The organism is Enterobacter sp. J49 (genome assembly GCF_002148625.1).
Taxonomy (GTDB): Bacteria; Pseudomonadota; Gammaproteobacteria; order Enterobacterales; family Enterobacteriaceae; genus Enterobacter; species Enterobacter ludwigii.
Window position 1 is genome coordinate 222,378 of the sequence record NZ_MWPY01000030.1, and the last position, 21,611, is coordinate 243,988.

The following is a 21,611-nucleotide window of genomic DNA, read 5'->3' on the forward strand; positions in this document are numbered from 1 at the left end:
TGTTCCTTAGCCCCGTGCGCGTTCAGCTAGCCACAGGCGCAACTGTTTCTTATCGACTTTGCCGACGGGCGTTAACGGAAGCGCATCAACGCTCTCCACGCGGTCCGGCAGTTTAAATTCTGCAACGCCCTGCTCACGCAGGAAGCGGCGCACCTCCACCGCACGCAGTGGCTCTTTCACCACCAGATACGCGCAGCTCTTTTCACCCAGCAGGCTGTCCTCCATGCTCACCAGGGCCGCGTGGATCACCGCGTCGTGGCGAAGCAGCAGGTTTTCAATCTCTTCTGCGGCAATCTTTTCGCCGCCACGGTTGATCTGATCTTTCTCCCGTCCCTGAACGGTGATGTAGCCCTGTTCGTCAATGGCGATCAGATCCCCGGAGCAGTAAAAGCCGTCCGCATCAAAGGCGCTGGCGTTGTGCTCCGGACTGTTGAAATAGCCGCGGAAGGTATACGGCCCGCGGGTCATCAGACGCCCGACTTCACCGCGCGGGAGCGGATTACCGTGCTCGTCCGCCACCCACACTTCGTCATCCGGGCACATCGGGCGCCCCTGCGTATTGATAATGCGTTCCGGCGTATCATCGAGCGCGGTGTAGTTCACCAGCCCTTCCGCCATACCAAACACCTGCTGCAGCTGGCAGCCAATTTCTGCCGGAATACGCGCCGCGAGCGACGCGGACAGGCGCGCCCCACCGACCTGCAGCAGCGTCAGCGATGAGAGCGGAGCATTCCCTGCACCGTCGGCAATCGCCTGCAGCCACAGGCTGACCGCCGGGGGCACCAGCGAGGTAACCGTGATCTGATGTTTTTCTATCAGCGGGAAGCAGATTGTGGCGCTCGGATCGTTTGCCAGCACCACGCAGCCCCCCGCCGTAAAGACGCCTAACGAGCCGGGCGAGCTCATAGCGTAGTTATGGGCCGCTGGCAGCGCATTCAGATAACGCGTGTCCGCGGTAATCCCGCAGATCGCATTGCTGCGACGGATGCTGTAGTCATAGTCGTTATGCGTACGCGGGATCAGCTTCGGCGTGCCGGTGCTCCCGCCCGAGAGCTGGAAGAACGCCACTTCGTCGGCAGGGGTCGGGTTCGGAATGAAATTTTCTGCCGGATGCGCAATCGCCGCGTCCAGCGCATGTTCACCCTTGTCGCCGCGCAGCAGCACGACGCGCACCGAACGGTGCTCATCGACAAAAGTATTGAGGAAGTCATCCCCCGCAAACAGGGCGTGCTCGCGATCGGCTATCAGCAGTGCAGGTTTGATCTGCGCGGCGTAGGCGTTCAGCTCCGAGCGCTGATGGCTAAAGAGCGCATTGACCGGCGCCACGCCCACCTGCAGCAGGGCGAAAAAGGTCATGTAAAACTCGCACACGTTGCCAAGCTGCACCAGCGCCGTTTCACCGCGATGGAGCCCCAACGCCTGCAGCCGCGATGCCAGGTTATTCACGGCCTGGTTAAACTCGCGGTACGTTATGCGACGGTCACCGTCGACGATCGCCACCGCATCGTTGTTCGCCTGATCCGTCTGGATGTGGGTCAGCGGCAGATCCTGCCAGTAGCCTTTTTCACGGTAGCGCCGGGCAAAATCCTCGGGCCAACGGGTAAAGGGAAGGGTCATGAGTGTTCCTTAATGCAAACCGAAAACATTGAGCATGGTGGAGAGTTTTACGCCGGTTTCACGCCACTCGCCCACGGGTGAAGAGGCCGGGACAATGCCCGCGCCGGCAAACAGGCGAACGGTATTCTGCTGCAGACGTGCGCAGCGGATGGTGACCACCCATTCACCATTGCCTTCACTGTCACACCAGCCGACGATGCCGCCGAACAGCTCGCGATCGAACGGCTCCAGCCCGGCGATCAACGCCTTAGCAGCCTGATGCGGGAAACCGCTCAGGGCTGGCGTCGGGTGCAGCAGGCAGGCCAGCGTCAGCGCGTTTTCGTTTTCACGCGCCTCACCTTCCACCGGCGTGGCCAGATGCCAGAGCGTGGGAGTGGTGATCAACTGTGGGGAGGACGGCATGCTGAGGTGATGGCTGCGCGGTTTGAGAATGGCTTTCATCGCCTGGGTCACCAGGTCATGCTCGTGACGATCTTTTTCGGACGCCAGCAGCTTGTTGCCCGCCTCGCGATCCAGCACGTCATCCGGCTGACGACGCGCGGAGCCTGCCAGCGGCAGAGAGCTAAAATGCGCCCCTTCTTTACGCAGCAGCAGTTCCGGGCTTGCGCCGAGCAGCACGCCACCGTCTTCCAGCGGTACGTGGAAGTTGTAGCTGGCCGGGTTCTGGGCGATCAGCCGCTCCATGAGTGCACCGCTATCAATCGGTTTGTCGGTGACGATATCAATCAGGCGCGACAGCACCACTTTGTTCACCTGCGGCGTGGCGGTGAGGGCAGCCGCGCGGGCGACCATCTCTTCAAATACCGGCTGCGGCGGGATCTCGGTGCGTTTTTCCACCTTCAGCGCCTGTGAGCCGGCAACATAGCGGGCGGACTGCTGACGCGCCGGGCGAGAAAAGGTCTGCCAGCGTTGCGGAATAAACAGAGACGACGGCTTGCGGGTATCAAACGGAATGGCACCCACCATCACAGGATGGGCAATGCCGCTGGCTTTTGCGTTGCGGAAAGCCTGGGCTAATTTCTGCTGAAACTGTCCTGCCGGATCGTCACCCCCGACGGCGGATTCAGAGAAGCGGGAAAAACAGCCGGACGTGGTAAAACTGCGGTAAGGCGACATAAAGAAAAAGCTGTCTGATTGCAGCGTGCTGGCGGTGTGCTGAACTTCCTCAGCCAGGGACGTATCCATTTCATCCTCCTAAAATGATAAAGGCAGTAATAATGATTATCATTTATATTTACGCTCGCTAACCTAATCTCACATCGCCTCGGTGTCAACCGCAGAGCAAACATCTTCTTCGGGTAACGCTTGCATCCCGTCGTCGCAGACATGAAAATGAGAAGCATTAACTTCAACAGAAACAGGATGCCACGTTGTGAAATGTCTTGCCGTCTGCCGTAATCCCCTGCTTTTCATCGGACTTTTTGTTTTAGGACTTACCTCAGCGCTTGCCGCCGACTGGCCGCGTCAAGTGACAGACAGCCGCGGCGTGCATACGCTTGAGCACAAACCGACGCGCATCGTCTCCACCAGCGTGACCCTGACCGGCTCCCTGCTGGCGATTGACGCGCCGGTTATTGCCAGCGGCGCCACCACGCCCAACAATCGCGTGGCGGATGCGCAGGGATTCCTGCGCCAGTGGGGCGATATTGCGAAACAGCGTCAGCTTGCGCGTCTGTACATTGGCGAGCCGAGCGCCGAAGCGGTGGCCGCCCAGATGCCGGACCTGATTTTGATCAGCGCCACCGGCGGGGATTCGGCGCTGGCGTTGTATGACCAGCTTTCAGCTATCGCGCCGACGCTTGTTATTAACTACGACGACAAAAGCTGGCAGGCGCTGCTAAAACAGCTCGGCACAATCACGGGTCAGGAAAAACAGGCCGCCGAGCGCATCGCCGCGTTTGATAAGCAGCTTGCCCAGGTGAAACAGCAGATGGCATTACCGCCGCAGCCGGTGAACGCCATCGTCTACACCGCCGCCGCGCACTCGGCAAACCTGTGGACGGCGGAATCCGCTCAGGGCCAGCTATTGCAGCAGCTGGGCTTTACGCTGGCTGAACTGCCTGCCGGATTGCACACCTCCAAAAGCCAGGGTCAGCGTCACGATATTATTCAGTTAGGCGGGGAAAATCTGGCGACCGGGCTGAACGGCGAAGGGCTGTTCCTGTTTGCCGGAGATCAGAAAGATGTGGATGCGATTTACGCCAATCCGCTGCTGGCGCACCTTCCAGCCGTGCAGAACAAGCGCGTCTGGGCACTGGGAACAGAGACGTTCCGCCTGGATTATTACAGTGCAATGCGGGTACTGCAGCGTTTAGACGCACAGTTCAGGTAAGAGGCTAACCCGGCCCTCTCGGTGAGAGGGCCGGTGTGAACGCGTCAGGCCGCACTGTCGTTCAACACAACCTCCTGCCTGAACCGACGCAGCTCAACCAGGACCACCAGCAATATCCCTCCCAGCATAGCCAGGACAAAGCCGCTGCTGCTCGCTGAAGCCACCGGGGTCATTATCGCCCCCAGCCCGCCGAGGATAGCCGCGCCAATGGCATCGCCCGTCACGTTCTGCGCGGTCCACAGACCGTTGATACGCCCCAGCATCCCTTCCGGCGTCTGGGTCTGAATCAGGGTGTACTGCAACAATGAACTGATGGCGCTCAGCCAGCCAAAAATCACCAGGCACATTACGCCCAGCGCCCATACCGGCATCAGGCTGAAGAAACCAATCGCAATAAACGACGCCAGGGTAGCCAACAGCATGATCAGCCCGGGACGCGCACTCTGCGCCAGGTTACCGCTGGTCAACGCGCCGCATGCCGCGCCGAGCGGAATAGCCGCGTACAGCACGCCGATTTCCGACGCGCTCATCTGCCACACGCCCGCCAGCGCCGGGTAAAGCACGCGTACGGCACTGGCCATCGTCAGCAAACCGCCGAGCAGCGCAATGCCACCTATCAACGGATTACTGAACAGAAAACGGATCGCGGCCATTAGTGATGTCAGCGGATGTTCGCGCGGCTGTGGCGGAGGCGGCAGACGCGGCAAACGCAGGAGCGTGAGCGTAGTGATAAAGGTGCCCGCCGCCGCCAGCCCGTAGTTCCACGCCACGTTGCCGGTCGCCAGCAGCAGGCCACCGACCATCGGTGAAATTACCGACCCGAGGCGCACGGTCAGCATGGTGATTGCCCCCGCCTGCATCAGGTTTTCGCGCCCGACCAGCGCCGGCGTGGCTGCCAGCAGCGCCGTGACGCCGAGTGACGCAAAAAAACCGTCCCACAGACCGAGGGCGTAAATGGCAATCAGTGACGGCTCCGGCAGCATGGCGTTCAGACACAGCCCGATAAAGCCTACGCCGCACGTGCCGCGTGCCAGCAGGATCAGTTTTTTACGCTCATACCGGTCCGCCAGCACGCCGCCCACCATCAGGCCGATAAACATCGCCCCACCGGTTAAGGTGACCGAAAGCCCCACCAGCCAGCTGGAGTGGGTCATGGACTGGATCTGCACCGGCACGGCAACGCCAAGCAGGCCGAGGGAGAGGATGGAGATAAAACGGGCGATAAAGACAGCGCGGTATGCGGGGTGCGTCTTCAGCAGGCTGAGGTTGAGCAGCCAGGATTTTTGATTCATGACAAGGCCTTGAGTGTATTTCTACCAATTCCATTGGCGCACATGCTAACATAGCCAAATAAGATAGATAACGATAATCACTATCATTATCAAATCATGGATGTTGCTATGTCGTTTTCCTCTTCCGCGGTGCGCGCCATTGCCGTGCCCGTGTTATTGCTACTGTTAATCCTTGCGATTGCACTCAGTTTGCTGGTCGGCGCGAAGCCGCTGCCCGCGTCCGTTATTGTCGATGCGCTCACTGGCAGCTGTCAGAGCGCCGACTGCACCATCGTGCTCGATGCCCGCCTTCCCCGTACCCTTGCCGGACTGCTGGCCGGGGGTGCGCTGGGTCTTGCCGGTGCCTTAATGCAAACGCTCACCCGTAACCCGCTGGCCGACCCCGGCATTCTTGGGGTAAACAGCGGTGCCAGCTTTGCGATTGTGCTTGGCGCGGCGCTCTTCGGTTTTACCTCTCCGTCTGAACAACTGGTGATGGCCTTCTGCGGCGCGCTGGCGGCGTCGCTGGTGGTGGCGTTTACCGGTAGCCAGGGTGGCGGACAGCTGAGTCCGGTACGCCTGACGCTGGCGGGCGTGGCGCTCGCCGCCGTGCTGGAAGGGTTATCCAACGGCATCGCCCTGCTTAACCCGGATGTTTACGACCAGCTGCGCTTCTGGCAGGCCGGTTCGCTGGATATCCGCACCCTGGAAACCTTAAAAGTGGTGGTGATCCCGGTCGTCATTGCCGCCGCCGTCGCGCTGTGTTTAAGCCGTGCGCTCAACAGCCTGAGCCTCGGGAGCGACACCGCAACCGCGCTCGGCAACCGCGTGGCGCGCACGCAGCTAACGGGTCTTGTCGCGATCACCGTACTGTGCGGCAGCGCAACTGCGGTAGTCGGCCCCATTGCTTTTATCGGCCTGATGATGCCCCACATGGCACGCTGGCTGGTGGGTGCCGATCACCGCTGGTCGCTGCCGGTCACGCTGCTTGCTACCCCTGCCCTGCTGCTGTTCGCGGATGTTGTGGGTCGCCTGCTGGTGCCTGGTGAACTGCGCGTCTCGGTGGTAAGCGCATTTATCGGTGCACCGGTGCTGATCTTCCTCGTGCGACGTAAACGCGGAGGTGGCGCATGATGGCCCCGTCCCGACGTTTAGTCACCAGCGTGTCGTTGCTGGCCGTCGTCATTCTGATGCTGGCGGTCTGGAGCCTGCGCAGCGGCGCGGTCACGCTCGATTTCGCGCAGGTTTTTAACGCGCTGCTTGGCAGTGCGCCGCGCAATGTCACCCTGGTGGTCACCGAGTGGCGACTGCCGCGCGTGGCGATGGCGATTCTGGTGGGCGCGGCGCTCGGCGTCAGCGGTGCCATTTTTCAGTCGTTGATGCGCAACCCGCTTGGCAGCCCGGACGTGATGGGGCTGAACACCGGCGCCTGGAGCGGCGTGCTGGTGGCGATGGTGCTGTTTGGTCAGCACCTGACGGCCATCACGTTCACCGCGATGACCGGCGGGATAGTCACCGCGCTCATTATCTGGGCGCTGGCCTGGCGCAACGGTATCGACACCTTCCGCCTGATCATTATCGGTATCGGCATTCGCGCCATGTTAATGGCTTTCAACACCTGGCTATTGCTGCAGGCTTCGCTCGACACCGCGCTCTCTGCCGGGCTGTGGTATGCCGGTTCACTCAATGGCCTGACGTGGGGCAAAACCTGGCCCGCTGCCCCGCTGATCCTGGTGATGTTTCTTGGCGCGGTGTTGCTGGTACGCCGGATGCGCCTGCTGGAGATGGGTGATGACAGCGCCTGCGCGCTGGGTGTGGGCGTTGAGCGCTCGCGCCTGATGCTGATGCTGGTGGCGGTGTTACTGACCGCTGCCGCCACCGCCATCGCCGGGCCGATCTCGTTTATCGCGCTGGTTGCACCGCACATTGCCCGGCGCATCAGCGGCACAGCGCGCTGGGGATTAACCCAGGCGGCGCTGTGTGGCGCAGCGTTACTGCTGGCCGCTGACCTCTGCGCCCAGCGGTTATTTATGCCTTATCAACTTCCGGTAGGCGTCGTGACCGTCAGTCTCGGCGGGATTTATCTCATCGTCTTGTTAGTTCAGGAGTCACGCAAGAAATGACAAACAGTACAACCCGCTTGCGCGGCGAACACTTAACCCTCGGCTATGGCAAAAAAATCATTGCCCGTGACCTGACGGTGGCTATCCCGGATGGCCATTTTACGGCGATTATCGGCCCGAACGGCTGCGGTAAATCGACCCTGCTGCGCACCCTCAGCCGCCTGATGACGCCGGTTGAGGGCTGCGTGTATCTCGACGGCGAGCAGATCCAGCGCTTTGCCAGCAAAGAGGTGGCGCGCCGTATCGGCCTGCTGGCGCAAAACGCCACCACGCCTGGGGATATCACGGTGCAGGAACTGGTCTCGCGCGGGCGCTATCCGCATCAGCCGCTATTTACTCGCTGGCGTAAAGAGGATGATGAGGCGGTGAAGCGGGCGATGCAGGCGACGGGCATTACCGATCTGGCCCGGCAAAGCGTGGATACGCTCTCCGGCGGACAGCGCCAGCGGGCGTGGATTGCGATGGTGCTGGCGCAGGAAACCGCCATCATGCTGCTGGACGAGCCTACCACGTGGCTGGATATCAGCCATCAGATCGATCTGCTGGAGTTATTGAGCGAGCTGAACCGCACGCAGGGCTATACGCTGGCGACCGTGCTGCATGATTTAAATCAGGCATGCCGCTATGCCACACATTTGATTGCGTTGCGCGACGGCGAAATTGTGGCGCAGGGTGCGCCAAAAGAGATTGTGACGCCGGATCTGATCGCGCAGATCTACGGCATGCGCTGCATGATTATCGACGATCCCGTGGCCGGTACGCCGCTGGTGGTGCCGTTGGGCAAGCGTGCAGTCTGATGCCCTCACCCTCTCCAGGAAAAGAGGGTGAGAGTGAGGGGAAACCGCTACCCCAATATCGCCTTCAGCACCGGTCCTATCGTCTCAAACGCCTGCGGTGAAATGATATCCACGTGGGCACAATCCTGGCTGTAAACCTCCAGTTCCCCCACCCACGGCGCCCAGGCCTGCTGCGGATCCAGCGTTTGCGTGCGCCCGGCAACAAACAACGTCGCTTTACCGTCGAACCGTGAACTGTGCGCCGTTGTCAGCAGGCGGACGGCATCGGCGTAATTCCCTTCGATGGCGTTAAAGAGCTCGCCAGAGCCTTGCCCCTGCTGCGCGGCGATAAACGCCTGCCGCTCGCGTTCAATTTCTGCCAGTACGTCCGGATCGAGACCATGGGCCTCTTTCTCTGCCCAGTTCTGGGTTTCCGGCGGCCAGGTATCCAGCAAGCCGAGAAACGCCACCGCGTCACCCTGCTCGCGCAGACGGGCCGCAATGCCCTGCGCCAGCGTGCCGCCAAGCGAGTAGCCGAACAGATAATACGGCCCCTGCGGCTGTTGCCCGCGCAGAGTCTGCAGATGATGTTCGATCACCTCGTCCAGCGTAGCGCACTGCTGCATCGGCCCTTCCGGACGCGGCGACTGAATGCCGGTGATTGACCAGCGCGAGCTGAGATAGCGCGCCAGCACGCTAAACTGCCAGGCAAAGCCGGATGCCGGATGGAAGCAGAACAGCGTCGGACCGTTGCTTTCACGCAGCGGCAGAAGGGTCTCGTAGCCCAGACGCTGTGCCTGTTCGTCATTCATCGATGAATCCAGCAGCGCGCTGAGCATGCTGACCGTCGAGGCCACCATAATCTGTCCCGGCGTGACCCTGCGGGCAAACGTACGGCTGAGCTGCGCGGCCAGGCGCATCGCCAGCAGGGAATGACCGCCGAGGGCGAAGAAATCGGCATCGATATCGTTCACGTCACAGCCGAGCAGGGCAGAAAATGCCTGCGCGACGGCCACTTCAGCGTCTGTTTCTGGCGCCCGCCCGGACGTCTTGCGGGTCAATTCCGGCAACGGAAGCGCCTTGCGGTCAAGCTTTCCGTTGGCAGAGAGCGGCAGCGCGCTGATTTGCAGCAGCACCACCGGCACCATATGGGGCGGCAATTGAGCTTTAAGCGAGTGCAGCAGCGCATCGCGGTCCAGCGGCAAGCCGGACCCGGAGACGACATACCCTACCAGCTGTCGGGCATCGCCCCCGGTTGCCGCCGCCTGATTAAACACGCACGCGTGCGCTACGGCCTGCGCCACGTCAGGCAGCGAAAGCATCGCACGATCGATTTCGCCGAGCTCGATACGCTGACCACGAATTTTCAGCTGATCGTCACTGCGGCCCAGATATTCCACCGCGCCGTTATCCAGCCAGCGCGCCACGTCGCCGGTGCGGTACATCCGCTCGCCAGGTGCAAAGGGATCGGCAATGAAGCGGCTGGCGGTCAGGTCCGGACGACCGAGATACCCCTGCGCAAGCTGGATCCCGGTAAGATAGAGATCACCGGCCACGCCGAACGGCACCGGACGCATCATCGCATCCAGAATGCGCAGCCCCGTATTCCATACCGGGAAGCCAATCGGCACGCTGTTGCCCGCCACCGCAGCCAGTTCCGGACCCGACGCCGGATACCAGCTCACGTCCACCGCCGCTTCCGTTGGACCATAAAGGTTATGCAACGGGACATGAGTAAGGTGCTCCCACTCCCGACACAGTTCTGTCGGCAGCGCTTCCCCGCTGCAGAACACCTGCTTCAGGGTCTGACAGCAGTCGGCATTTTCCGGCGTCAGCGACGCAACGAATGCCGCCAGCATCGACGGCACAAAGTGTGTCGTGGTCACGCCATAATGCGCGAAGAAGTTCTGCATCGCCTGCGGATCGCGGTGCGCGTCCGGCTCGGCCATCACCAGCTTCGCGCCGGCGATAAAGGGCCACCAGAACTCCCAGACCGAGACGTCAAAACTGCACGGCGTCTTCTGCGCCACCACGTCATGCGCGTCCAGCGGATAGTGATCCTGCATCCACATCAGGCGGTTAACGATGGCGGTATGCCCTACCATCACGCCTTTTGGCCGTCCCGTTGAGCCTGAGGTAAAGATGATGTACGCCGTGTGCCCCGGCTTTGCCAGCCGCAGCGGTTCACTGCCCGCAGGGGGTAATAGTGTGTTGTAACTCAATACAGGGACCGGCAGATCGCTAAAGCGCGAAAGCTGATCGTCAGAGGCGATCAGCAGGGACGGCTTCGCGTCCTCCAGCATCATGCGCAGACGATCGTCCGGGTAACCGGTATCCAGCGGCAACCACGCGGCGCCCGCCTCCACGATGCCGTGCAGCGCCAGGGTAAGAAACACCGAGCGCGGCAGGGCTACCGCCACGCTGTCGCCAGGCTTAACGCCGCGTTCCCGCAGTAATGTCGCAAGAGCCACCACCTGCTCGCGCATCTGGCGGTAATTCAGTTCGATGTGCGCATCAGCAAGCGCGGGGGCATCCGGCGTTTTGCCCGCCTGGTCTGCCACCAGCTGAGCCAGCGTGGTTGACGGTAGCGCCAGCCCGGTATCATTGATACGCGCCAGCTGCTGGTATTCCTGCTCTGAAACGGTTTCTGCTTCGCCGCAGCGCAAATCCGGGTTGGCAGCAAACTGCATCAGCATGGCGTTCAGGCGTGCAACGTGGCGCGTTAGCGTCGCTTCATCGTAGCGCTGCTTATTGGCAAGGATTTCAATACTCAGTCCGCCCTGCTCGTCCGGGAACAGCGCCAGTTCAAGGTCATTGACCGGGCCAGTGGCCAGCGTATGGGTGATGGCGTCCACGCCATCCATATCCAGCTGATAATCAAACACCTTGACGTTCAGTACCGGGCCAAACAGCGCGTCATCGCCCGCGGCACGTCCGCTGTCACGCACGATCTGCTCGGCGTCATAACGCTGATGGCGACGCATTTTTTTCAGCTGGTGTGCCAGACGATGCGCCAGCGCAGGCAGGCTTTCGTGCGGGGCGATGTTCACCGCCAGCGGCAGCACGTTCAGCACCGGACCGGTTGCCGTTAAGGCCGCCGACCCCATTCGGCGCATAAAGATAAACCCGGCGGCGTAGTCCAGCCGTCCGGTCAGACGCCCGATCCACAGCGCCACCAGCGCAAGCGCCAGATCGGTACGCTGAACCGGCCCCGCCGCCTGAGCAAGCCGGGTAAAGGCGCGGCGATCAGCCGTCACCTTCAGACGCAGAATATCGGTGGTCGCCGCACGGCCCGGCAGCGGTGCCGACGACAGCGAGACCGGGGAAGGAAGCTGCTTACGCTGCTCCGCCCAGAACGCCCCGTCGCGCTGATACGCTTCGCTGTCGTGATAGCGCTGGTACTCCTCCACCACCTCGGCGAAAGGGGTAAACGGCGACGCGGGCGTGGGCTCGCCGTTTTGCCATGCGCGATAAATGGCGGCGATCTGACGGGTAATCGCCGGAAAACTGAAGCCATCCACCACCAGATGATGGTATCGCTGATACCAGTACCAGTGCCCTTCGCCTACCTGAATCAACTGATGGAACGCCAGCGGCTGACCGCTGTCCACGCGCAGGTTCTGGTTTAAATCCGCCGCCATCAGGGCCATCGCCGCGTCATGGGATTCGGCGCGAACCACGGACGGTTCAGGCAGTGACATAGCGTCATCCACCCACTGCCACACCTCGCCATTCTCTTGCACAAAACGCATGCGCAGAGTGTCGGCCTGCCTCATCCCTTCAACAATGGCTTTTGCCAGCAGCGATGCGTCAATATTGCCCTTCAGCTCGGTGTAGTGTGCCACGCTCCAGGCGTTTGGCAGGGAGGAAAGCTGCTCCGCCATCCAGATACCCGGCTGGGCGGCGACAAGGGGAAGACGGTTCATGCTTTCTCTCCCGCAAAATAAGACGGTTGCAGGGTTTGCCAGTGGTCGGCGAGCCACTGCTGACAGGCTTCCTGAGACTGCGCTTCACAGACCACGCGCCAGCCCGCCGGCAGCTGGCACTGCTGCGGCCACAGACTGTACTGTCCCTGGTCGTTACGCAAAATCGCAAACTGACCCTGCGGATTATCGAAAGGGTTGCTGAATTCCATACAGACTCCGTTAGTGAATAAGCGGCTGCCAGAGGGTCATCAGCCCCTGCGTCAGCCCACCGCGCCAGCAAAGCGCGTCGTGTCCGCCGTCAACCTGACGCCAGATAACCGGTTGCTGCGGGTGCAGTTCGGCGTAGATCGCCTGATTCGCGCGGAAGATGAGCGGCTCATTGCGCCCGGCTTCAAGAACGATACGCAGCCCGCGCGCGGTGAGGTCGCCCGCTTTAAGTTGTTCGATGAGCAACCCGTCCTGCTGACCGCCACGGTGCGGCCACCAGTAGGAGCCGGACTGGCTTAATACGCAGCCAAAGCGCTCGGGCCAGTTAAGCCCGGCATAAAGTGAAGAGAGGCCGCCAAAGCTTTGACCCGCGACTACCGTTCGGTCGGCGCGGTCGCTGAACGGAGTGCGGCTGTTCACCCGCGGGAGAAGTTCCTCCTGCACCGCCCGCCAGAAATCAGGGTTGCAGGGCAACTCGTGATTGCGGTGCGCCATGTCGATCACATCGATTAAGACGTAGACGGCAGGCGGCAGTTTGCCCGCGTTTGTCAGCGCGGTTAGCGGAGACCACACGGGCATGCTTTCGGCCCAGAACTGGCCGTCGAGCAGTACGGCAAGCGGCCGCTCCGGGCTGTCTTCACCGGTGGTGAAAACCCACACCCGGCGGCGGTTATTCAGACGCACGCTTTCCCATTCAAAGCAGACGGGCGCGTTGCCGGGCGTTGCGGGCGTGTTCCAGCCGGGCTGAACCGGGGCCTCGGGCATTTCGAGCGCCGAGACGGGATGCCCGCGTCCGCCGCGCCAGCTTTGCGGATTTAACGGATCGGCCATTGCCGCGGGGAGCAACTTTCGCCAGCCTTCACGCAGCGCCAAACGTTCGGGTTGCTCGCCGTGGAAGACCGCGTCGGCAAAATCATCGTCGTTCACTGAGGGGATAAAACAGTAGCTGCCGCGCCATTGCGGGGTGAACGCGCCCTGCCACTGCCAGACGTCAGTATCAGGAATGCGCTCAAGGGATTGCGGACGGGCATTTTGATGGTGATCGGTCACGCCGGTAATGTAGAGCCAGACGCGTTTTAGCGGCGAGGTTTTTTGCGTTCCTGCCGGGTCACGCCACCAGAAAGTGACGCGATAGTGCCCCTTCTCGCGGGTCCATTCGGGTCCGTTTTTCGACTGCCACCAGGCTTCACTTCCCGTTTTTAACCCCGTCACCCGTATAACCTCATGTTTATCAGTCTTTTTTGTTTCAGGACAAATTTTATTGATAATATTATTGATAACTATTTGCATTTGCAATAGCGTAGTGGCCGCGCTGTGGGAAGCGCGCTCATAAAACAACCATGCCACGCGTTGTGTGCGCTCGAGGACGGGGCTGCTTACGCAAACTGCGGGTGACACCATGCCGCCTCCTCTCCCTTTCGGGAATGGAGCCCGGGGATGCGGCGCGAAAAGCAGGACGTACAATGAATAAGAAGATTCACTCCCTGGCCTTGCTGGTCAACTTAGGGATTTACGGCGTTGCGATGCCAGCGCTGGCAGACGACAACACCGCCGACGCGCAGCACGAAGACACCATGGTGATCACCGCCGCAGAGCAGAACCTGCAGGCACCAGGGGTATCGACCATCACCGCCGATGAAATCCGTAAAAACCCGCCCGCACGTGACGTGGCCGAAATCATTCGCACCATGCCTGGCGTTAACCTGACCGGGAACTCCACCAGCGGACAGCGCGGCAATAACCGTCAGATTGATATTCGTGGTATGGGTCCGGAAAACACCCTGATCCTGATTGACGGCAAGCCGGTCACCAGCCGCAACTCCATCCGTCTGGGCTGGCGCGGCGAGCGAGATACCCGCGGTGACACCGGCTGGGTACCGCCAGAGATGATTGAACGCATTGAGGTCATTCGTGGCCCGGCCGCAGCTCGCTACGGTAACGGTGCGGCAGGCGGCGTGGTGAACATCATCACCAAAAAATTCGACAACCAGTGGCATGGCTCCTGGAATACCTATCTGAATGCTCCAGAACATAAGGATGAGGGTTCCACTAAGCGCACCAACTTCAGCCTGAGCGGCCCGCTGGGCGGCGACTTCAGCTTCCGCATGTTTGGTAACCTGGACAAAACCCAGGCCGATGCGTGGGACATCAACCAGGGTCACCAGTCCGATCGTACCGGTACCTATGCCGACACCCTGCCAGCAGGCCGTGAAGGGGTCGAGAACAAAGACATTAACGGCGTGGTCCGCTGGGACTTCGCGCCCATGCAGTCCCTGGAGTTTGAAGCAGGTTACAGCCGCCAGAACAACCTCTACGCGGGTGATACCCAGAACACCAACAACGACAACAGCTCCAGCGGTCTGGTGAAGAAAAACTACGGTAAAGAGACTAACCGTATCTATCGCCAGAACTTTGCGGTGACCTGGAACGGCGGCTGGGATAATGGCATCACCACCAGCAACTGGGCGCAATACGAGCACACCCGCAATTCGCGTCTCGGCGAAGGCCTGGCAGGCGGTACGGAAGGATTGTTCAACAGCAATAAATTCACCGACACCGACCTGGCTGATGTGATGCTGCACAGCGAAATCAACCTGCCGATTGATTTCCTCGTCAACCAGAACCTGACGCTGGGCACCGAGTGGAACCAGCAGCGCATGAAGGACTCGACCTCCTTCTCGCAAACCCAGCAGGGCGGGACCATTCCGGGTCTCAGCAACGATCGTAGCCCGTATACCTCGGCGGAGATCTTCTCCCTGTTCGCCGAAAACAACATGGAGCTGACGGACAGCACCATGCTGACCCCGGCGCTGCGCTTCGATCACCATACGATCGTCGGTAACAACTGGAGCCCGTCCCTGAACCTGTCGCAAGGCCTGGGTGACGACTTTACGCTGAAGATGGGTATCGCCCGCGCCTATAAAGCACCGAGCCTGTACCAGACCAACCCGAACTATCTGTTGTACAGCAAAGGCCAGGGCTGCTACGCCAGTTCCGACGGCGTGGGTTGCTACATGATGGGTAACGACGACCTGAAAGCCGAAACCAGCATCAACAAAGAGATTGGTCTGGAGTGGAAACACGACGGCTGGCTGGCGGGCGTGACCTGGTTCCGTAACGACTACCGCAACAAGATTGAAGCGGGGTATGCGCCAGTCGGCCAGACCTCCACCAGTAAAGTGACCACCGATATTTACCAGTGGGAAAATGTGCCTAAAGCGGTGGTTGAAGGTCTGGAAGGCTCCCTGAACGTGCCGGTCAGCGACACGATCAACTGGACCAACAACATCACCTATATGCTGCAAAGTAAGAACAAGGAGACCGGCGACCGTCTGTCGATCATCCCGGAGTACACGCTGAACTCAACCCTGAGCTGGCAGGTACATCAGGATGTGTCGCTGCAGTCGACCTTCACCTGGTACGGCAAGCAGCAGCCGAAGAAGTACAACTACAAAGGCCAGCCGGTGACCGGGTCTGAGAAAGACGAAGTCAGCCCGTACAGCATCGTTGGCCTGAGTGCGACCTGGGACGTGACCAAAAACGTCAGCCTGACCGGCGGCGTGGATAACGTCTTTGATAAACGCCAGTGGCGCGCGGGTAATGCCCAGACCACCGGCAACGCCACAACCGGTGCCTATATGTACGGCGCGGGTGCATACACCTATAATGAGCCGGGCCGAACCTGGTTTATGAGCGTGAACACGCACTTCTAAAGCAGGCTGTGTCTCCCCTCTCCTGCCGGGAGAGGGGCTGAATGTCTCCCTCTCCCGGCAGGAGAGGATCGGGGTGAAGGCATCAGGCCGCACTATTCCTCAACGTCAGGACGAGAAAACATGCGCACCACCCACTCCACATTTCGTCTTGCCGGAACCACGGTCCACCAAATTACCTTCGATCCCACCACCTTTACCGACGCCGACCTCCTCTGGCTTCCTCACCACAACGCGCTTGCTCACGCTGCCCCCAAACGTAAAGCTGAACACCTGGCCGGACGCCTCGCCGCCGCCCACGCCCTGCAGGAATATGGCTTTACGGCCATACCGGCTATCGGCAGCAGCGGCGAGCCGCTGTGGCCTGTCGGCATGACGGGCAGCATCAGCCATACGGCCAGTCGTGCGCTGGCCGTTGTAACGCCGCACGGGCTAACGGGTATCGACGGGGAAATTATCCTCGCTGATGACGAAGCGGTGGAGATCAAAGACGGGATTATTGGCCCCGCAGAGGACACGCTGCTGCGCCACACCGGCCTGCCATTTGCGCAGGCGCTGACGCTGACGTTTAGCGCCAAAGAGAGCCTGTTTAAGGCGCTGTTTTCACAGGTTAACGCGATGATGGGCTTTGATTGTGCCCGCGTCACGGCGCTCGACGAGAACACCCTGACGCTGGCGCTGACCCGCCCGCTGGCGGGGTTTTCGCAAGATGATGCCTTCACGCTGTTTTGGCTGCGTGACGGCAACACGCAGATCACACTGCTTCCGCCTTTTCCCGCCGCTTCGCGCAAGTCACCATCACGGCGTTGAACAATACGCCAGACTGCAGTCTTTTCAATCCTTGCCGCGGGTACAGCGCAGATAAGGCAGGGTGTTACGTCTTACTGAATAAAAACCTCATGCAAATGACTGTTATCCCAGTGGCACCAATGGCCGAGACGGACAGAGCAAGAATCGAAGCAAAATCATGCACACCCTCTATGCCGTAAATACTAAACACGTTTGCCAGACGTTGAACGTTGTCCAGAGGAAAAAAGGCTGCCCATACCAGGCCGCAAACAAAAAACCAAAATACTATTTGTACGCAAAAAAGGAAAAAACCGGTGAAAGTCCTCATCGGGTCACCGTTATTGCTCCGCAGGAGAACCGTTAATATCAACACCGCCATCGCCTTTAAGCCACACGTAAGCTGGGATCGTCATTTTTATCTCCTTATAAAAACCAGCAGTATTATCGTAAATCGCTTTTTGAATTAATGCATTTGTGCCTGAGGAATGACTGATAAAAACAGATAAGGCAGATAAATATAAAAAAAGAATGGGCAAATAGCAGTGCTACTGAGTCGTAAAGGATAAGCAGTCGTAGAACGGGGCCAGAACTGGCCCCGCGGTTTTACTTCAATTCAGTGCTCAAACATCCGGGAACATCACACTATTCCCCGGCGCCTCGCGATGGAGGTGAATAAAGTTCAGGTGCCGCTCATACTGATCCAGTATATCCGTAATCACCTGTTCCTTACTGTAATCCATCAGGTCATTCCCCTGGCTCCCTTCCAGCAGGAACGTCTCAAGGCGGTAATACGTTGATTTCCCACTGCGTGCGCGATAGGTAAACCCGGGCACCGAATACTGCTGTGGCCAAATCTGGTAGACAAAGTTTTGTTCGTCGCCCATATGCACCAGCAGGTCCAGGTGTCCCAGAGTCTCACCGTCGTCCGGCGGCAAGTTTTTCAGTTCAACATACGCACCACGCAGCTTCAGCTCCTGCGCCACCTCTTCCATCGCCGGGAAGCAGACCGTTTCCATCATCTGTTTGGTGTAGCGCGTGCCCGGATAGTTCATCAGACGTGACAACCGCTTTTTCCAGCTCAGTCTGTCCTGCGCACCCATCGGGCGTGGCGCGGTGTCGCGGCTGGCGCTGACGCGGCGGTAATCTTCCACCTTGAGAGATTTATACAACCCGGCCATCACGAAGAAGATCACGAAACTGAACGGCAGACCCATGATCACCGTGGTGTTCTGCAGGGCAGAAATACCGTTGGTCATCAGCATGCCCAGGGTCAGCAGGCCAATGGCGACAGACCAGAAGATGCGCAGCCAGTTAGGAGCATCGCTGTTAATGTCCTTGAGCTTCGAGGTAAAGTTCCCCAGCACCAGCGCGCCGGAATCCGCCGAGGTGACGTAAAACAGCAGGCCGGTAATGGTCGCAACAGAGGCGCTAAAGGTAAACGCCGGATACTGCGCCAGCAGGCTGTAGAACCCTCGCTCCGGATGCACCATCGCTTCCTGCGCAAACGTCGCATTGCCGTGAATGATCTCGTGCAGCGCGCTGTTGCCGAACACCGACAGCCACAGCAGCGTAAAGGTGAACGGGATAATCAGCGTGCCCATCACAAACTGACGAATGGTGCGTCCACGCGAAATACGCGCCAGGAACAGGCCAACAAACGGCGACCACGCGACCCACCACGCCCAGAAGAACAGCGTCCAGTTGTTCATCCACTCGACCGGGCGATCGAAGGCGAAGCTGTTCAACGTCATACCCATAAAGCGGTTCACGTAATCACCCACGTTCAGCACTAACGCATTGAGCAGGAATGACGTATCGCCCATAAACAGCACGAACAGGATCAGCCCCAGCGCCAGCGCGACGTTCAGCTCAGAAAGCACGCGAATGCCCTTGTCCACGCCGGAGGTAACCGAAATGGTGGCGATAATCACCGACAGCGCGATCAGCGCCGCTTTGGCCGCCATGGAATCCGGGATATCAAACAGCACGCTCAGACCGTAGTTGAGCTGCACCACGCCGATACCGAGCGTGGTGGCGATCCCAAAGATGGTGCCAATCACCGCCGCAATATCCACGGTGTGTCCAATCGGTCCGTTAATTTTTTTACCGAAAATCGGATAGAGCGCGGAGCGGATCGTGAGGGGTAAATTATAACGATAGCTAAAGTATCCGAGCGCCATACCCATCAGGGCATACATCGACCAGCCGGTTAAGCCGTAGTGGAACAATGTCCAGACCATCGCCTGTCGCGCGGCCTCCATCGTCTGCCCCGCCCCTTCCGGTGGCTGCATATATTGCGTGACCGGTTCCGCCACGGAGAAGAACATCAGGTCAATACCAATGCCCGCGGCAAACAGCATCGCGGCCCAGCTCAGCAGGCTGAACTCGGGTTTTGACTGTTCCGGCCCGAGCTTTACCGAGCCAAAGCGCGAGCAGGCGATGCAGACGACGAAGACGATATAGAGCGTCGCCGCCAGCAAGTAGTACCAGCCGAAGGTCTTCGACACCCAGTTCAGGGTGCGCCCAATCCACTCGGCAGAAAAATCGCTAAAGAAGATCGTCATCAGGGAAAACAACAAAATCAGTCCTGCGGATGTATAAAAAACAACCGGATTGATTTTGTCCTTTTCTCTGTCTTGCGAAAGATCTGTCATCCAGTATCCCCACTGTTTTTGTAACTATTGAAATCCAAAACCGCAACAATTAAGACACATTTTATATTGAACGTCCAATCAAAAACCGCTTTAATGGTTAACCAACGCTGATGAATGGAGTGGCAAAAATGCCCAAAGTGGGGATGCAGCCAATCCGGCGCAGGCAACTGATCGACGCCACGCTGGAAGCAATAAATGAAGTGGGAATGCATGACGCGACCATCGCGCAGATCGCCCGTCGGGCGGGCGTTTCCACGGGGATCATCAGTCACTATTTCAAGGACAAAAATGGCCTGCTGGAAGCGACCATGCGCGACATCACCGGCCAGCTGCGCGACGCGGTATTGAACCGCTTGCATGCCTTACCGCACGGCAGCGCAGAGCAGCGTCTGCAGGCGATTGTCGGCGGCAATTTTGATGAAACCCAGATCAGCGGCGCGGCAATGAAAGCCTGGCTGGCCTTCTGGGCGAGCAGCATGCATCAGCCAATGCTCTACCGTCTGCAGCAGGTGAGCAGCCGCCGTCTGCTGTCGAACCTGGTGTATGAGTTCCGCCGCGAGCTGCCGCGCGAACAGGCGCAGGAGGCGGGTTACGGGCTCGCGGCGCTGATTGACGGGCTGTGGCTGCGCGCCGCGCTGAGTGGCAAACCGCTGGATAAAACCCTGGCCCAGTCGCTCACCAGCCACTTTATTAGCCAGCATTTACCGACCGATTAACCGAGGAGAATTTATGTCCCGAATGGCAGAACAGCAGCTTTATATCAATGGTGGTTATACATCGGCCACCAGCGGTCGCACCTTCGAGACCATCAACCCGGCCAACGGTGAAGTCCTGGCGATCGTTCAGGCCGCCGGGCGCGAGGATGTCGATCGCGCCGTAGAAAGCGCGCAGCGCGGGCAAAAAATCTGGGCGGCAATGAGCGCCATGGAGCGCTCGCGCATTCTGCGCCGTGCGGTAGACATTCTTCGTGAGCGTAACGACGAGCTGGCGAAGCTGGAAACCCTCGACACCGGCAAAGCGTACTCAGAAACCAGCACCGTTGATATCGTCACCGGCGCGGACGTGCTGGAGTACTACGCAGGGCTGATCCCGGCGCTGGAAGGCAGCCAGATCCCCCTGCGTGATACCTCATTTGTCTATACCCGTCGTGAACCGCTGGGCGTGGTCGCGGGCATTGGCGCGTGGAACTACCCGATCCAGATCGCCCTGTGGAAATCCGCGCCAGCGCTGGCCGCAGGTAACGCGATGATCTTCAAGCCGAGCGAAGTGACGCCCCTCACCGCCCTGAAGCTTGCCGAGATCTACACCGAAGCGGGTCTGCCAGATGGCGTGTTTAACGTTCTGCCGGGCGTGGGCGCAGAAACCGGCCAGTTCCTGACCGAGCACCCGGGCATCGCCAAAGTCTCCTTCACCGGCGGCGTTGCCAGCGGAAAAAAAGTGATGGCCAATTCGGCGGCCTCGTCCCTGAAAGAGGTAACGATGGAGCTGGGCGGGAAATCCCCGCTGGTTATTTTCGACGATGCCGACCTGGATCTCGCGGCGGACATCGCCATGATGGCCAACTTCTTCAGCTCCGGCCAGGTATGCACCAACGGCACCCGCGTGTTCGTGCCGGCGAAATTCAAAGCCGCGTTTGAGCAGAAAATTGTTGAGCGCGTGGCACGTATTCGCGCGGGCGATCTGTTCGATGAACGCACCAACTTTGGCCCACTGGTGAGCTTCCCGCACCGCGAAAACGTGCTGCGCTATATCGCCAAAGGCAAAGAAGAAGGCGCACGTGTGCTGTGCGGTGGCGACGTGCTGAAAGGCGACGGCTTTGACAACGGCGCGTGGGTGGCTCCCACCGTGTTCACCGACTGCACCGATGAGATGACCATCGTGCGCGAAGAGATCTTCGGGCCGGTGATGTCCATCCTCACGTACGAAACCGACGAAGAGGTGATTCGTCGCGCCAACGACACCGATTACGGTCTGGCGGCGGGCATCGTGACTGCCGACCTGAACCGCGCGCACAGCGCGATCCACCAGCTTGAAGCGGGTATCTGCTGGATCAACACCTGGGGTGAATCCGCGGCAGAGATGCCGGTTGGTGGCTACAAACACTCCGGCATTGGCCGCGAGAACGGCGTAATGACGCTCCAGAGTTATACCCAGGTGAAGTCCATCCAGGTTGAGATGGGTAAATTCCAGTCCATATTTTAACCGG

Annotated in this window: 16 protein-coding genes; 8 read left to right on the top strand and 8 right to left on the bottom strand. The window is 59.7% G+C overall.

Translation table 11 applies throughout. The features are described 5' to 3' along the window. Positions 1–6: 6 nt before the first annotated feature. Positions 7–1,617 carry a (2,3-dihydroxybenzoyl)adenylate synthase EntE gene (gene entE / locus BJP35_RS09965; RefSeq protein WP_086463057.1) on the bottom strand — a complete coding sequence of 537 codons (1,611 nt, stop codon included), beginning with the start codon at positions 1,615–1,617 and terminating at the stop codon, positions 7–9. Between the two features lie 9 nt (positions 1,618–1,626). After that, positions 1,627–2,802, bottom strand: coding sequence for an isochorismate synthase EntC (gene entC, locus BJP35_RS09970; protein ID WP_014169070.1), 1,176 nt, complete (start codon positions 2,800–2,802; stop codon positions 1,627–1,629). A gap of 187 nt (positions 2,803–2,989) precedes the next feature. On the opposite strand from entC, the gene fepB reads away from it, so the two are divergent. After that, positions 2,990–3,949, top strand: a complete 960-nt coding sequence (gene fepB / locus BJP35_RS09975) for a Fe2+-enterobactin ABC transporter substrate-binding protein (RefSeq protein WP_047743967.1) — start codon at positions 2,990–2,992, stop codon at positions 3,947–3,949. Between the two features lie 44 nt (positions 3,950–3,993). Here fepB and entS read toward each other — a convergent pair whose 3' ends face one another. Further along, positions 3,994–5,241, bottom strand: coding sequence for an enterobactin transporter EntS (entS, locus tag BJP35_RS09980; RefSeq protein WP_047743968.1), 1,248 nt, complete (start codon positions 5,239–5,241; stop codon positions 3,994–3,996). 108 nt (positions 5,242–5,349) lie between these two features. Between entS and fepD the strand changes: the two genes are divergently transcribed. The 3 genes from fepD to fepC are packed head-to-tail and all read left to right on the top strand — an operon-like array spanning position 5,350 to position 8,140. Continuing rightward, the gene (gene fepD, locus BJP35_RS09985) at positions 5,350–6,354 is read left to right on the top strand and encodes a Fe(3+)-siderophore ABC transporter permease (RefSeq protein WP_047743971.1); all 1,005 of its coding nucleotides are present in this window, start codon (positions 5,350–5,352) and stop codon (positions 6,352–6,354) included. Further along, entirely contained in the window at positions 6,354–7,343 is a 990-nt protein-coding gene (gene fepG / locus BJP35_RS09990) for an iron-enterobactin ABC transporter permease (protein ID WP_073971006.1), read from the top strand. Before fepD ends, fepG begins: the two co-directional genes overlap by 1 nt. Next, positions 7,340–8,140, top strand: coding sequence for an iron-enterobactin ABC transporter ATP-binding protein (fepC, locus tag BJP35_RS09995; protein ID WP_047743975.1), 801 nt, complete (start codon positions 7,340–7,342; stop codon positions 8,138–8,140). Before fepG ends, fepC begins: the two co-directional genes overlap by 4 nt. Positions 8,141–8,187: 47 nt before the next feature. Here fepC and entF read toward each other — a convergent pair whose 3' ends face one another. From entF to fes, 3 genes are read right to left on the bottom strand one after another with little or no spacing between them, the layout of a single operon-like run. Then, the gene (entF, locus tag BJP35_RS10000) at positions 8,188–12,045 is read right to left on the bottom strand and encodes an enterobactin non-ribosomal peptide synthetase EntF (protein WP_047743976.1); all 3,858 of its coding nucleotides are present in this window, start codon (positions 12,043–12,045) and stop codon (positions 8,188–8,190) included. After that, positions 12,042–12,254, bottom strand: coding sequence for an MbtH family NRPS accessory protein (locus tag BJP35_RS10005; protein WP_014169063.1), 213 nt, complete (start codon positions 12,252–12,254; stop codon positions 12,042–12,044). The genes entF and BJP35_RS10005 overlap by 4 nt, the downstream gene beginning before the upstream one ends. Before the next feature lie 10 nt (positions 12,255–12,264). After that, entirely contained in the window at positions 12,265–13,464 is a 1,200-nt protein-coding gene (gene fes / locus BJP35_RS10010) for an enterochelin esterase (RefSeq protein ID WP_047743977.1), read from the bottom strand. Positions 13,465–13,715: 251 nt separating this feature from the next. Here fes and BJP35_RS10015 point away from each other — a divergent pair, with 251 nt between their 5' ends. Continuing rightward, on the top strand, positions 13,716–15,965 hold the full coding sequence (locus BJP35_RS10015) for a TonB-dependent siderophore receptor (protein ID WP_047357082.1): 2,250 nt from the start codon (positions 13,716–13,718) through the stop codon (positions 15,963–15,965). 120 nt (positions 15,966–16,085) lie between these two features. Then, complete coding sequence (entD, locus tag BJP35_RS10020) at positions 16,086–16,772, top strand: enterobactin synthase subunit EntD (RefSeq protein WP_047743980.1); 687 nt, start codon at positions 16,086–16,088, stop codon at positions 16,770–16,772. Positions 16,773–17,089: 317 nt separating this feature from the next. Here entD and BJP35_RS24200 read toward each other — a convergent pair whose 3' ends face one another. Next, the gene (locus BJP35_RS24200) at positions 17,090–17,287 is read right to left on the bottom strand and encodes a hypothetical protein (RefSeq protein ID WP_014169059.1); all 198 of its coding nucleotides are present in this window, start codon (positions 17,285–17,287) and stop codon (positions 17,090–17,092) included. A gap of 84 nt (positions 17,288–17,371) precedes the next feature. Further along, positions 17,372–19,405 carry a choline BCCT transporter BetT gene (gene betT, locus BJP35_RS10030; protein ID WP_014169058.1) on the bottom strand — a complete coding sequence of 678 codons (2,034 nt, stop codon included), beginning with the start codon at positions 19,403–19,405 and terminating at the stop codon, positions 17,372–17,374. A 128-nt stretch (positions 19,406–19,533) separates the two neighbouring features. Here betT and betI point away from each other — a divergent pair, with 128 nt between their 5' ends. Both betI and betB read left to right on the top strand, forming a co-directional pair. Continuing rightward, complete coding sequence (betI, locus tag BJP35_RS10040; RefSeq protein WP_020885037.1) at positions 19,534–20,121, top strand: transcriptional regulator BetI; 588 nt, start codon at positions 19,534–19,536, stop codon at positions 20,119–20,121. 13 nt (positions 20,122–20,134) lie between these two features. Beyond that, positions 20,135–21,607 (top strand): betaine-aldehyde dehydrogenase, encoded by a 1,473-nt coding sequence (gene betB / locus BJP35_RS10045; protein ID WP_086463058.1) that lies wholly within the window; start codon positions 20,135–20,137, stop codon positions 21,605–21,607. Positions 21,608–21,611 lie beyond the last annotated feature (4 nt).